13 protein-coding genes and 1 tRNA gene are annotated in these 12,431 nt (G+C 40.0%); 11 read left to right on the top strand and 3 right to left on the bottom strand.

Features of this window, described 5'->3' with window-relative positions:
- The first annotated feature begins 141 nt into the window (after nucleotides 1-141).
- From gltX to BKK54_RS07365, 10 genes are all read left to right on the top strand, one after another.
- A complete protein-coding gene (gene gltX / locus BKK54_RS07410; protein WP_077542471.1) occupies nucleotides 142-1,584 on the top strand; it encodes a glutamate--tRNA ligase in 1,443 nt (480 codons plus the stop codon).
- A 78-nt stretch (nucleotides 1,585-1,662) separates the two neighbouring features.
- Nucleotides 1,663-1,738, top strand: a tRNA-Ala gene (locus BKK54_RS07405).
- Between the two features lie 175 nt (nucleotides 1,739-1,913).
- Nucleotides 1,914-3,128, top strand: a complete 1,215-nt coding sequence (locus tag BKK54_RS07400; protein WP_077542470.1) for a tyrosine-type recombinase/integrase — start codon at nucleotides 1,914-1,916, stop codon at nucleotides 3,126-3,128.
- A gap of 483 nt (nucleotides 3,129-3,611) precedes the next feature.
- The gene (locus BKK54_RS07395) at nucleotides 3,612-3,794 is read left to right on the top strand and encodes a helix-turn-helix domain-containing protein (RefSeq protein WP_077542469.1); all 183 of its coding nucleotides are present in this window, start codon (nucleotides 3,612-3,614) and stop codon (nucleotides 3,792-3,794) included.
- The gene (locus BKK54_RS07390) at nucleotides 3,791-4,783 is read left to right on the top strand and encodes a host cell division inhibitor Icd-like protein (RefSeq protein ID WP_244153122.1); all 993 of its coding nucleotides are present in this window, start codon (nucleotides 3,791-3,793) and stop codon (nucleotides 4,781-4,783) included. The genes BKK54_RS07395 and BKK54_RS07390 overlap by 4 nt, the downstream gene beginning before the upstream one ends.
- On the top strand, nucleotides 4,776-5,123 hold the full coding sequence (locus tag BKK54_RS07385) for a hypothetical protein (RefSeq protein ID WP_077542468.1): 348 nt from the start codon (nucleotides 4,776-4,778) through the stop codon (nucleotides 5,121-5,123). The genes BKK54_RS07390 and BKK54_RS07385 overlap by 8 nt, the downstream gene beginning before the upstream one ends.
- Nucleotides 5,107-6,909, top strand: a complete 1,803-nt coding sequence (locus tag BKK54_RS07380) for a DNA primase family protein (RefSeq protein ID WP_244153121.1) — start codon at nucleotides 5,107-5,109, stop codon at nucleotides 6,907-6,909. Before BKK54_RS07385 ends, BKK54_RS07380 begins: the two co-directional genes overlap by 17 nt.
- 310 nt (nucleotides 6,910-7,219) lie before the next feature.
- Entirely contained in the window at nucleotides 7,220-7,537 is a 318-nt protein-coding gene (locus BKK54_RS07375) for a Mor transcription activator family protein (protein WP_077542467.1), read from the top strand.
- Nucleotides 7,524-8,387, top strand: a complete 864-nt coding sequence (locus BKK54_RS07370) for a peptidase (protein ID WP_077542466.1) — start codon at nucleotides 7,524-7,526, stop codon at nucleotides 8,385-8,387. The genes BKK54_RS07375 and BKK54_RS07370 overlap by 14 nt, the downstream gene beginning before the upstream one ends.
- A gap of 15 nt (nucleotides 8,388-8,402) precedes the next feature.
- Nucleotides 8,403-9,326 carry an inorganic pyrophosphatase gene (locus BKK54_RS07365; protein ID WP_077542465.1) on the top strand — a complete coding sequence of 308 codons (924 nt, stop codon included), beginning with the start codon at nucleotides 8,403-8,405 and terminating at the stop codon, nucleotides 9,324-9,326.
- A 333-nt stretch (nucleotides 9,327-9,659) separates the two neighbouring features.
- Here the strand turns inward: BKK54_RS07365 and psiE are convergent, their stop codons facing one another.
- The 3 genes from psiE to ispB form a co-directional block, all read right to left on the bottom strand.
- Nucleotides 9,660-10,076, bottom strand: coding sequence for a phosphate-starvation-inducible protein PsiE (psiE, locus tag BKK54_RS07360; RefSeq protein ID WP_077542464.1), 417 nt, complete (start codon nucleotides 10,074-10,076; stop codon nucleotides 9,660-9,662).
- An 82-nt stretch (nucleotides 10,077-10,158) separates the two neighbouring features.
- Nucleotides 10,159-10,869, bottom strand: a complete 711-nt coding sequence (locus BKK54_RS07355; protein ID WP_077542463.1) for an epoxyqueuosine reductase QueH — start codon at nucleotides 10,867-10,869, stop codon at nucleotides 10,159-10,161.
- 44 nt (nucleotides 10,870-10,913) lie between these two features.
- Nucleotides 10,914-11,903 carry an octaprenyl diphosphate synthase gene (ispB, locus tag BKK54_RS07350; RefSeq protein ID WP_077542462.1) on the bottom strand — a complete coding sequence of 330 codons (990 nt, stop codon included), beginning with the start codon at nucleotides 11,901-11,903 and terminating at the stop codon, nucleotides 10,914-10,916.
- 216 nt (nucleotides 11,904-12,119) lie between these two features.
- On the opposite strand from ispB, the gene rplU reads away from it, so the two are divergent.
- On the top strand, nucleotides 12,120-12,431 hold the full coding sequence (gene rplU, locus BKK54_RS07345) for a 50S ribosomal protein L21 (RefSeq protein ID WP_077542461.1): 312 nt from the start codon (nucleotides 12,120-12,122) through the stop codon (nucleotides 12,429-12,431).

Below are 12,431 nucleotides of genomic sequence, written 5' to 3'. Positions count from 1 at the left end.
TAATGCATTTTCAGTCAATCATTTTTTATAAAATTTAACTTAATTGTCGTAAAAATAAACATAAAAATAGCTTTTTTATTCAGAACTGTGTCTAGTCGTAGTAGAATAGCGACTAATTTTTTATTGAATATAGGTTAGAAAATGAAATTAGATGCCCCTTTTGATTTAGATCCAAATGTAAAAGTACGCACACGTTTTGCTCCAAGCCCGACGGGCTATTTGCACGTAGGCGGTGCGCGTACCGCACTTTATTCTTGGCTATTTGCAAAACATAACCAAGGTGAATTTGTGTTACGCATTGAAGATACGGATTTAGAGCGTTCAACACCGGAAGCAACCGCGGCGATTTTGGAAGGGATGGAATGGCTTAATCTTGCTTGGGAACACGGTCCTTATTATCAAACCAAACGTTTTGATCGTTATAATCAAGTGATTGATGAAATGCTTGAACAAGGCTTGGCTTATCGTTGTTATTGTTCTAAAGAACGTTTGGAAGAGTTGCGTCATACGCAAGAACAAAATAAAGAAAAACCGCGTTATGATCGTCATTGTTTGCATGATCACGGTCATTCACCTGATGAGCCTCATGTTGTACGTTTTAAAAATCCAACAGAAGGGTCGGTTATATTTGATGATGCGGTGCGTGGTCGTATTGAAATCAGCAACAGCGAATTAGATGACTTAATTATTCGCCGAACCGATGGTTCGCCGACCTACAATTTCTGTGTGGTGGTGGATGATTGGGATATGGGCATTACTCATGTTGTGCGTGGTGAAGATCATATTAATAATACGCCACGTCAAATTAATATCTTAAAAGCCCTTGGGGCACCGATTCCGGTGTATGCCCACGTTTCTATGATCAACGGTGATGACGGTCAAAAACTTTCTAAACGTCATGGTGCAGTCAGTGTGATGCAATATCGTGATGAAGGGTATTTACCGGAAGCGTTAGTCAACTATCTTGTGCGTTTAGGTTGGGGACACGGCGATCAAGAGATTTTTAGTCTCGAAGAGATGATCAAATATTTTGAATTGGATCATGTGAGTAAGTCTGCCAGTGCATTTAATACTGATAAACTTTTGTGGTTAAACCATCATTATATTCGTGAATTAGCACCGGAATATGTCGCAAAACATCTTGAATGGCAATATCGGGATCTCGGCATTGATACAACCAATGGGCCTGCTTTAGCGGAAATCGTCAAAATGTTAGCTGATCGTTGTAAAACGCTACGGGAAATGGCACTTGCCAGCCGTTATTTCTTTGAAGAGTTTGAGACTTTTGATGAAGCGGCAGTGAAAAAACATTTCAAAGCCGGTGCTGTTGATGCACTTGAAAAAGTAAAAGAAAAATTGACCGCACTTTCTACTTGGGATTTACATTCTACCCATGAAGTGATTGAACAAAGCGCTGCGGAGCTTGAAGTGGGAATGGGGAAAGTAGGAATGCCGTTACGTGTGGCAGTGACAGGTTCCGGGCAATCGCCATCAATGGATGTGACTTTAGTGGGAATTGGTCGTGAACGTGTGCTTGCTCGGATTCAACGTGCGATTGATTTTATTCAAGCTCAAAATGCTTAATATTTAATCGTCTGATTTTTTCGAGACAATTTCATATTGACAGCGATAGCGGTAAAATTTAAGATACCGCCATCTTTTGGGGATATAGCTCAGTTGGGAGAGCGCTTGAATGGCATTCAAGAGGTCGTCGGTTCGATCCCGATTATCTCCACCAATTCAATAAAGCAAGGTAAATCACCTTGCTTTTTTTTCGTTTAAAATAAAGCATTTCAGGGCATTTTATCGTTTATTTTGATTCATTCTGAGTTATGTTGACCGTAATTTTTAGTAACACGTTTAGTAACATTATGATAAAGTAACACGAAATCTTGTTACTAAAAGGGGATTTTATGGCACGTGTTACCAAGCCTTTAACTAATACAGAGGTTGAAAGGGCAAGACCGAAAGAAAAAGAATATAACCTTGTAGACGGGCGAGGATTAAGCCTACGTGTTAAAACCACAGGGGCGAAAACTTGGATCTTTAATTACTATCACCCCACCACCAAAAAAAGAACAAATTTCACCATAGGCAACCACCCTGAAATCAGCATTGCACAGGCACGGCAACTGCGTGAAGAATGGCGGGCTTTACTTGCTCAAGGGATAGACCCTCAAACCCATAAAGCACGCCTAGAACGTGAACAAGAACTTGCAGAAGCGAACACCTTTTTAGCGGTGGCGGAAAAATGGCGGGCAAAGAAACAGGGGGAAATAGCTGATAAGACTCTTGCGAAATATTGGGGTAGTTTGCGCCTTCATATATTCCCTTTTATTGGCTCATACCCAATAGCCGAAATAGTCCCCACTCTTGCCCTTATCCCATTACAAAGAGTTGAACAGCGCAATAATATTGATATGGCAAACCGCCTAGCGGGTTATATCAACGAAATATTAAATTTTGCCGTGAATGGTGGGCTTATTCCGTTCAATCCTTGCTTGAAGATGAATAAAACTCTTAAACAGCACAAAAAAGAGAATAATCCGCACATAAATAGCGAAGAATTACCGGCATTTATGGATGCGTTAGCAAATGCCAAAATACAACCGCAAACCCGCTTTCTTGTTCAATTCCAAATGCTCACAATGACCCGCCCGAATGAAGCGAGCGGGGCGCAATGGTCGGAAATTGATTTAGCCAAGAAATTATGGACAATACCGGCAGAGAGAATGAAAGCCCGTGAAGTGCATATTATTCCATTATCAAGCCAAGCCATTAAGATATTAGAGGAACTAGAGCCGATTACCGGGCGTTTTAAGTATATATTCCCGAAACGGGGCAACAACCACGAGCCAATGAACTCTTCAAGCGCAAATATGGCAATTAAACGCCTAGGATATGCCGGAAAGCAGACCGCCCACGGTTTAAGAGGGTTGGCCCGTACGCATTTAGCCGACACGAATGTGATTTATGAACACGCCGAAGCCTGTTTAGCTCACCGAACAGGGAGCAATGTAAGCCAATCCTACAACCACGCCACCTATATGAAGCAACGCAAGAAAATTATGCAAGATTGGGGCGACTATGTCGAACAATGCTCACAAGGCACGGAGTTATTCAAATAATCACCAATCATCATCACACCACAGGGCGAACAATCGCCCTATTTTTTCGTCCGCAGTTTTCCTTTCTCTCTTTTCGTTTTAAAAGTTTTGAGATTTTTTTTTCACTTTATCACTTAATCTATTATTTTTTCTTTTTAACATATTGAAATAAAAGGAAAAATAAAGAAGTGATAAAAATAAGAAAGACAAGTGATTAAGTGGAAAAATTCCGCTTTAAGTAGGAAATGGAAAAAATCATTTTGTTCCGGTTAAAGTAGGATTTACTAAACCAAGCAAATGAGAGCTTTTCACTATATGTAACATCATTTCAATTTTCCTTTATCACAATTTAACCCAGCTTAAATCGTGCTTTAAGTGTTATTAAATATTTTCATCTTTTTATTATTTTGTATGAATAAAAAATCTTTAAACTACTTTAAAAGATTTTTGCACCACGCTGATTTATCTTGACTTACGATGAATTAATAATAAGAGGGAAAACAAATGAACACACAAACCAACGACAAGCATTACACCGTGCGCGAAATGGGCGAGCTTTTTGGCGTATCAAGAAGCAAATTAGACCGATTAGCCCGAGAGGGAAAAATCAAGAAAACGAAATTTGGCGCAACCACGCTTTACAAAGCGACAGAAGTCCAACGTTATTTAGCGAGTATCAACCAATGAAGACACAAAAACAGGTGGGGCTTTTCAGTGCGCCAACACCAAAAAGCCCCTTATCATCATTTAGCCAAGCGAGCAAAACAATGACTGATTCACATTCTAACAAAATATTTTCTTTTTTTGCCAAAAAGGCTTTACAAAGTGCGGTCAATTTTGGCATTATTCCCACGCAGTCGCAAAAAACGACCGCCGAGCCTGGAAACTCGAACTATCTATCAGTGGCGCATAGCACGCCGAAAGCGTGTTTTTTTATGCGTGGTTTACACACACCTAAAGAACGCCTAGAGCGTCTATCTATGGTAGCGTGTAGCGGGAAAGGTTTCGCCCTTTGCTGTGTTCCACTGATCGCAGTTTTCCAGCCCGTTACACGTTACCGCCCAAAGCCTGGAAACTTCCGAGCGGTAACTCTTGAAAAACTATTCAGTGGAGTTACACAAATGTATCAATTCATTTTTGCGGCAATACGTCGCACCGATTTAACCAATCATATCCAAAAAATCCGCATTAATGCTGACAGCGAACAACAAGCCCGTGCTGTTTTATCCCGTGAATTTGTGCTTGTCCTTGCCGGCAAAATCAATCTTAAAAATGACCGTACTTTTTCACCTGAACAAAATCACAGCTTGCCAAATGCCGTTGATGTGGGTAGTATCTGTGGCACTATCACTAATAACGGACACCGCACCCGTAAGACTTGCGGATTTTTTACACCTCAAATTCCCTCAATAGGTTTACTACACCTATTCAAAGCCGAATTTGTGGCAAGGTCTATACGTCGAAATAAGGCGGAGTTTATCCGCACGAATAAGGCGAGCCGATTATTAGCGGTAGTTGAAGCCTTGCCACGCCTTTTACAGGTTGGCATTTCAAATTTACTAATTACTAATAAGAGACAATTCAAAATGAAAACCTACCAAACCCGAAGCGGAAACACCGCCAAAACTGTATCTATTGTCTTCACCTCCAACCGTTCGGAGGTGGTTTATGCTTAATGATATTTTTAACGCTTATGTTGTGGTTAATCAAAATTCCCCTGAACGTTTAGAAGAATATAAAAAATTTCTTACTGAAAAGCAGCAAGCCATCTCACTAGGCTTGCAAGGTTCTGCAAAGATAATGAAAGAACTCATCAACCTTGATGAAGATTTACAAAAGGAAGTGATTACAGGGGATTTATTTTATGATTTAGGCGAACTCTTTTTGCAAAATATAACGTTATTACAAAGTTTATCTGCATCAAAAGAAGTAGCGAATTTTTATTTACATTTACCTGAAAATCAACGCACAAATTTGTTAAATATTGGGAGAATAAAAAATGAAGAAGGTATGTAAAAATGCCCCGTATTTAGCGGAACAAGTACAAGACGGCGCGGAATTGATTATTTTAATCGGTTCTAAAGCGTGGCAGGCGTGGAATAAAGGTGAGGGGCTAGAATGGGGGTTATTGGCACAAGCCATTAAAACCAATCCTAAACAACCACCTGTAATTATGGGTGAAAGCCAATTAGCGGAAATCAACCGCTTAAATCTTGCAGAAAATGACCGCACTTCCGTTCGCCTTTGTCAATTTGGCAAATTCTCCCATTCTGAAGCATTGCCGGCAGTGGTGGCAAATTTGGCGAAAAATACCCAAGTTCAACGGCTTACCTTGTGCGACAGTTTAGGGGTATTGCAAGAAAATGGGGATTTATCCGACTGGCTTAAACGCACCCGAGAACAGGCAGGCGACAGCGTGGCGGAGATGGTGGCGGAAAAGCAGAATAAAAAAGCCGTGATGATTGATTTTTTAAGCGAGAAGCCAACACAAAAAGAAATCGCCGAAGCCTTTTTAGATTGGATTGATAAACCACTAAGACGAGATATTAATGAGGGGAAACCGCTTGAATATAACGGCTTATATTGGGAGCCTGTGCAAGAACATCATTTACAGCGTAAAGTGATGGATTTTTATGATGAATTTGGCGGAGATTATACCGCACGGCATTTAAAATCGATTGCGGATTTGATTGTCTTGAAAGCGGACGAAATCCCCGCCCAAAGTCCTGATTTTATTGGTTTTGAAAATGGCGTACTGAATAAGAAAACGGGCGAATTTTTAGCGCATAATATTAGCCATTTTTTACGGGGAATAGAAAAGTTTTCGTGCAATATTCAAAGCCAAAATACACCGCACTTTGATGACTGGTTGGAATTTGTTTGCAATGGCAACACCAACAAAAAGAACGCGATTTTAGCCGGGCTTTATATGGTACTCACCAATCGGCACGAATGGGGCTTATTTTTGGAAGCAACAGGCGTAGCGGGTGCGGGTAAATCGGTATTTAGCCAAATTGCCTCCATTATCAACGGTGGGTGCAATACGGCATACATCAGTTTGCAAGAATTGGAAATTGATAAAAAGCGGGCAATGCTAATCGGAAAAAGCCTCGCAATTTCCCCCGACCAAAAGCCCTATAAAGGCAGTGCGGACGAATTGAAAGCCATTACCGGCGGAGATAGTATTACCGTCAAAATCAATTATATTGGCGATTTTTCCACTAAACTCACACCTGTTTTTATGTTGGTAACAAATTATCCGTTGAATTTTATTGACCGCAACGGCGGAATCGGGCGCAGACGAATTATTATCCCGTTTGACCGAGCAATCCCGAAAGAGAAAAAAGACGTGCATTTCACGGAAAAAGTGCAAGCGGAAGTTTATGGCATAGTGAATAAACTTCTCGCCCTTTTTCCGGAACCGGATAAAGCGAGAGCCATTTTAGAAGATTATAAGGAATTGGACGAAGGGAAAAATATTAAACGGGAAGCCAATCATTTAATTGACTTCCTAGGGCATTTTGAAATCAGAGAGCACCGCACCGAAAAAGCCCTAAGAGTGGGCAAAGCTCAGGGCGGATTTATTCCCTACGGTGACAGAACCGGCAGACCAGATAGTATTTATTCCGCCTATTTGTATTTTTGCGAATGTAATGGATTAACGCCAATAAATCGCTTTAGCTTTAATAATTCAATCGCCGACGCCTTCAAAATACTAGGGGAAAAATCCCCTATGAGGACAAAATGCACTACGGACACCCGACAACGAATGTTTATTGGAAAAATCGGGATTTATCAATAAGGCAGTGGGAAGGATAACCAACAAAAACAGAGCGGGCAACCGCTCTTTTTTTGTATAAAAAAGCCGTGTTTTATAAATTATCACTTGAAAAAGTGATTTTATTTTTCCTAGACAAAACAAGTTAAAGCCTTACGCCGCAAGGCTTTAGTCTATTAAGTGAAAAAGTGAAAAAAATTTTCAAAACTTTTCTTACAACATTTTCAACAACGTTTTTTTCTCTTTTAATTCTTTAAAGTAGTTTAAAAGAAACGGTTTTTTAATTTGTTTAAAGTTCACCTATTGAAGAGTATTAAGGGGGAAATTTAAAAGAATGTTAAGTTTTAAAGAATTTGCCTATGCATTCCAATCAAGCGTTCAAGAAGCGGAAGCATTAGGACTAAAGGGCGAAGAGCTAAGTTCAAAAGCGTTAAAAACATTTCAGTTTAAATGCGGTGGATTGAATTTATATATCCCGAAATGGAAAAGTAGCCATCAAACTTCCGACAGAGATAAAGCGATCATAGAGGAATTTAACGGAATAAATCACACTGAACTTGCGAAAAAGTATGGATTATCAGTTCAATGGATCTATTCAATTTTAAGAAAAAGCAAGAAAAAACAGGAGAAAGCGCAAAATGAAACTCATTGAAATTTTTAAAACCGGAAAACGACCGGACGCTAGTGGGCAAATGATAGAAATTAAATTACAAGATTTAATCCAAGCCGTGACGGCTTACAATCCCGAATTACACGAAGCCCCAGCAGTGATAGGACACCCGAAAGACAATGCCCCCGCTTATGCGTGGGTAAAACGGCTTAATGTTGAGGGCGATACTTTAAAAGCCGAGTTGACACAGATTGACCCGAATTTTGCTGAAATGGTGGAAGCCGGGCGATTTAAAAAAGTATCCGCCTCATTCTATCTTGCCGACAGTCCACACAATCCAAAGCCCGGTTATTTATATTTGCGCCACGTGGGATTTTTAGGGGCAATGCCTCCGGCGGTGAAAGGCTTGCGTAATCCTGAATTTACCGACAATGAAAGCGGAGTTGTAAATTTTGCGGTGAATATTGAAGATGACGAAATCACCGCACTTAAAGCGGAAATTGCGCGGCTAAAAGCGGAATCTGCACAGAAAGACACGTTAGAGTTTACCGAGAGTTTAATTGATTCCGGCAGACTTGCTCCGGTTGTACGAGAAAAAGCCGTAGAAATCTTGAACTATGCGGAGGAATGTGACCAAGCGGGCGTGATTAATTTCAACGAAGGGGAAAGCCTTGCGCAAAAAGTGCGGGAGTTTTTAAGCCTTCAACCTCAAATCATTCAATTTGGGGAATTTGCCACAAAAGAACGTGCGGTAAGCGGGCAATCTAATGATTTAGTGGAGTATGCCGAAAATACCCCGGCGGATGTTATCGCACTTGACCAACAAATCCGCCAATGTATGAAAGAACACCACATTGATTATAAAACAGCGTTTAACCTTATTCATAAATAAACTAAGGAGCAATAAATGAGCTTAACAGAAAAACGAATTCAAGACCCTATTTTAACCGAATTGGCGCAAGGCTATTATAATGCCGAAATGGTATGCGAAAGCCTTTTCCCTGTGGTGGAAATTGAGAAAGAAGCGGGCAAAATCCCACAATTTGGGCGCTTGGCTTTCCGTCAACAATCCACCGTTCGCCAAGTATTAGGCGACAGTAACCGATTGACCCCGGAAGATGTCAGCGCAATCAATGTCGAGCTTGAAGAACACGATATTGAATACCCGATTGACTACCGAGAAGACAATGATGCCAGTTATCCATTGAAAAAATATGCGCTTTCAGTGGTGCAAGATTTGATCACCCTAGGGCGGGAGGTCGAAACAGCAAAACTTGCGCAAGATGAAGCCAATTATATCGAGCAGAACAAAATCACCTTATCCGGCAACGCAAAATTCAGCAATGCAAAATCAAATCCGTTAGAGGTGATTGATTCTGGTATTAATGCGATTTATTCCACCATTGGGCGAAAGCCTAACGTTTGCGTCATTTCCGCTGATGTTTGGGCCGTATTAAAGAAAAATGAAACGCTATTAGAGTGTATCAAATACACCCGCACCGGCATTCTTACACCGGCTGTATTTGCCGAGCTAATTGATGTTGAACAAGTAAAAATTGGTGCGTCTATGCAAGAAATAGAGGGAGAATTAAAACCAATTTGGACGGATTGCATAATTCTTGCTTATGTATCCACCAAAGCAAAAGGCAAAGACGGCAGCATTTTTGACCCGTCTTATGGCTACACTGTAAGACGCAAAGGCGGGCTATTTGTGGATACTTATCCGGAAAAAGGCGGAAAGGTTCAAATCATCCGCTGTACGGATATTCACAAACCGCACCTTGTTGGCAAGTCAGCCGGCTACCTTATCAAGGGTTGCATTAGTGCATAAAATCCCGCAGAATAGCCCCTAAAAAGGGCTATTTTTCATTTTTTTAGTCAAGCCCTGTTGCTAACTAACTTGAAAATAAAAACAATGCGGGATTATGTTGGATAATGTGGGATTAAGCGGAATATGACAAAACTAAATGATGACTTTTGTTTTTAGTAACACGTTTAGTAACAAGGTTTGATTGTGTTGCTTTTGATATTTAATTAAATCAATCAGTTATGTCTTCTGTTTTGTTGTGATTATCAATAAAGCAAGGTAAATCACCTTGCTTTTTTCGTATTTGCTCATCTTGTTAAATTTAAGAAGCACTAATAAACACTGTGTATTTCAGCTCTAGAAATTCCTTAATTTATTGGAATAAAGCACTAAACAGAGTGCAAGTACCATAATCAAAATTGCACCGGCAAATAGAAGTGTATCTACGGCATTTTCATGGCTCACAATAATTAGTCGGAGCATCGCCGTTATACCGGCATAAATAAAATAACGTAATGGGAAATGATAGCCGCTTTTAAAATACTGAACAATTAAGCCGATGAAACCAAAATACAAGAAAAACATAACAGCCTGTTCCGCTAGTGCATAAGGCACAACAGTGGAAGGATTTATCACCATTAAAGCAAGAGAATAGGTGATTTTGGCTAAGGCAATAATCAAAACGATAGATAGTGCAATAAGCGCTGTGCTTAAGACATATTTGAGTATGTTAACGACAAATGCCGGTAATTTTTCTGGTTGGTTCTCTTCCATTTTTTCCTTCGTTTATTTTTCAGTAAAAATATTTACAGGATAGTTGGTATTTGGAGAAAGTGCGGTCATTTTTTCGCGTATTTTAATCCGGTGAATAATAAAGTTTTCCGATTTCAATTTTTTGACGTCCTGTTTCTTCGCGCCATTTATTGCTATCGCGTAACGAATAGACACAGCCACAATATTCTTGTTGATAAAAACGTTCACGCTTGCTGATTTCGATCATTCGCTGCGAACCGCCTTCTTTACGCCAGTTATAATCCCAATAAATGACATCATCATATTTTTCTGCTGCTCGGTGGCCGCAACCGTTAATTTGGTTCATATCTTTCCAACGTGAAATGCCAAGACAACTGGTGAAGACAGGAAAACCGTGCTGGTGAGCATATTCAGCCGCTTTTTCAAAACGCATATCAAAACACATGGTGCAACGAATACCGCGCTCAGGTTCCCACTCCATCCCTTTCGCTCGATCGAACCAATTTTGGCGGTCGTAATCCGCATCAATAAATGGAATTCCAAATTTTTTGGCAAAACGAATATTTTCTTCTTTACGGATTAGGTATTCTTTGAGTGGATGAATATTGGGATTGTAGAAATAAATCGTAAATTCAATGCCTGAAGCAAGAATGGCTTCCATTACTTCCCCGGAACAAGGCGCACAACAAGAGTGAAGAAGAAGTTTATTGTGTCCATTCGGTAGCTCAAGTTTTTCGCGAATAAAGGGGGCATTAGGCTCTTTCTTTAGTTTTTTTTTCGCAGTGCAAGTATTTTGTGCTTTCGTGTTATTCATAAAGTGATCATTTAAAAGTAGAAAAAGATAAAATATTTCAAGTGTTAGTAGGTTCTATCAACAGACAAATATGCTAAAGAGATCAAAGCTTGTTTATATTCACTTTCCGGTAATATGGAAATAGCATCTACCGCTTTTTGTGCTTCTTGTTTTGCCTTCATCATTGCGTACTCTAGTGATTTATGTTCTGCCATAATAGCTAATATTTCATCAATGATTTCAAGTTTACCGCCTTGTTCAATCGCTTCACGAATCAATGCTGCCTGTTTTCCATTGCCGTGACGCATTGCATGAAGTAAAGGAAGAGTAGGTTTTCCTTCCATTAAATCATCACCTATATTTTTGCCTAAGTCTTGGGCGTTTGCACTGTAATCTAATACATCATCAACAAGCTGAAATGCCGTACCGAGATAGCGACCATAATCCTGTAAGGCTTTTTCTTGTGGTTCCGTGGCATTTGCAACAATCGCCGCAGCTTGTCCCGCAACTTCAAACAACCGTGCCGTTTTACTGTAGATTACACGCATATAGTTAGCTTCGCTGGTTTCCGGATCGTTTACATTCATTAATTGTTGCACTTCACCTTCTGCGAGAACATTTGTCGCATCTGCCATGATACGAAGGATTTTTAGAGATTCTAATTGTGCAACAAGTTGGAATGCCCGAGTATAAATGAAGTCACCGACTAATACGCTTGCAGCATTACCAAATTCCGCATTTGCAGTGGCACGACCTCGGCGCATATCGGATTCGTCTACTACATCATCATGTAATAAAGAAGCCGTATGAATAAATTCTACAAAAGTTGCACAGGTGGTGACTTGCGATCCTTCAAATCCTAGCGAACGTGCGGCGAGAACAGCGATTAAAGGACGGATCCTTTTCCCACCACCTTGAACAATATAAAAGCCAAGTTGATTAATTAAGGCAACGTCGGAATTTAGCTGAGCAAGAATATTTTGATTAACTTTTTGCATATCCGAATCAGCTAATTGCTGAATGGTAGGCATATCCATTAAATCTTGTTTTTTCATCTTTTGTGATTGATTTTAAATAAAAGTGCGGTGCATTTTACCTGAATTTTTACACTTTCTAAAATTAATCAGAAAGAAAACGGAATTTTTTTGTTTTATCGTAAATAAATTCTTGCCATAAGATGGTTTTTTCCGTAGAATTCGCGACCTATTTATATGAATTTTGAAGTGTGGACTGCCGGTGAGGGCAGAAAAACACAGTTGAGCGGAGTATTTATGTACGCAGTTTTTCAAAGTGGCGGTAAACAGCACCGTGTAAGCGAAGGCCAAGTTGTTCGTTTAGAAAAACTTGAGCTTTCAACTGGAGAAACAGTTGAATTCGATTCGGTGTTGATGGTCGTTAACGGTGAAGATGTTAAAATTGGTGCACCTGTTTTAGCCGGTGCTAAAGTTGTTGCTGAAGTAGTAGCACAAGGTCGTGGCGAGAAAGTGAAGATTGTTAAATTCCGTCGTCGCAAACATAGTCGTAAACAACAAGGTCATCGCCAGTGGTTCACTGAAGTGAAAATCACTGGGATTCAAGCATAA

This window comes from Rodentibacter genomosp. 1, assembly GCF_001999285.1.
Classification (GTDB): domain Bacteria; phylum Pseudomonadota; class Gammaproteobacteria; order Enterobacterales; family Pasteurellaceae; genus Rodentibacter.
The sequence above is the reverse complement of the archived record's forward strand: the minus strand, read 5'-3'. Positions and strand labels throughout refer to the sequence as shown.

What these genes read in the sequence shown, in the direction of transcription:
- gltX (WP_077542471.1), top strand. Translation starts at nt 142, where the DNA reads ATGAAATTAGATGCCCCTTTTGATTTAGATCCAAATGTAAAAGTACGC.
- BKK54_RS07400 (WP_077542470.1), top strand. Translation starts at nt 1,914, where the DNA reads ATGGCACGTGTTACCAAGCCTTTAACTAATACAGAGGTTGAAAGGGCA.
- BKK54_RS07395 (WP_077542469.1), top strand. Translation starts at nt 3,612, where the DNA reads ATGAACACACAAACCAACGACAAGCATTACACCGTGCGCGAAATGGGC.
- BKK54_RS07390 (WP_244153122.1), top strand. Translation starts at nt 3,791, where the DNA reads ATGAAGACACAAAAACAGGTGGGGCTTTTCAGTGCGCCAACACCAAAA.
- BKK54_RS07385 (WP_077542468.1), top strand. Translation starts at nt 4,776, where the DNA reads ATGCTTAATGATATTTTTAACGCTTATGTTGTGGTTAATCAAAATTCC.
- BKK54_RS07380 (WP_244153121.1), top strand. Translation starts at nt 5,107, where the DNA reads ATGAAGAAGGTATGTAAAAATGCCCCGTATTTAGCGGAACAAGTACAA.
- BKK54_RS07375 (WP_077542467.1), top strand. Translation starts at nt 7,220, where the DNA reads ATGTTAAGTTTTAAAGAATTTGCCTATGCATTCCAATCAAGCGTTCAA.
- BKK54_RS07370 (WP_077542466.1), top strand. Translation starts at nt 7,524, where the DNA reads ATGAAACTCATTGAAATTTTTAAAACCGGAAAACGACCGGACGCTAGT.
- BKK54_RS07365 (WP_077542465.1), top strand. Translation starts at nt 8,403, where the DNA reads ATGAGCTTAACAGAAAAACGAATTCAAGACCCTATTTTAACCGAATTG.
- psiE (WP_077542464.1), bottom strand. Translation starts at nt 10,076, where the DNA reads ATGGAAGAGAACCAACCAGAAAAATTACCGGCATTTGTCGTTAACATA.
- BKK54_RS07355 (WP_077542463.1), bottom strand. Translation starts at nt 10,869, where the DNA reads ATGAATAACACGAAAGCACAAAATACTTGCACTGCGAAAAAAAAACTA.
- ispB (WP_077542462.1), bottom strand. Translation starts at nt 11,903, where the DNA reads ATGAAAAAACAAGATTTAATGGATATGCCTACCATTCAGCAATTAGCT.
- rplU (WP_077542461.1), top strand. Translation starts at nt 12,120, where the DNA reads ATGTACGCAGTTTTTCAAAGTGGCGGTAAACAGCACCGTGTAAGCGAA.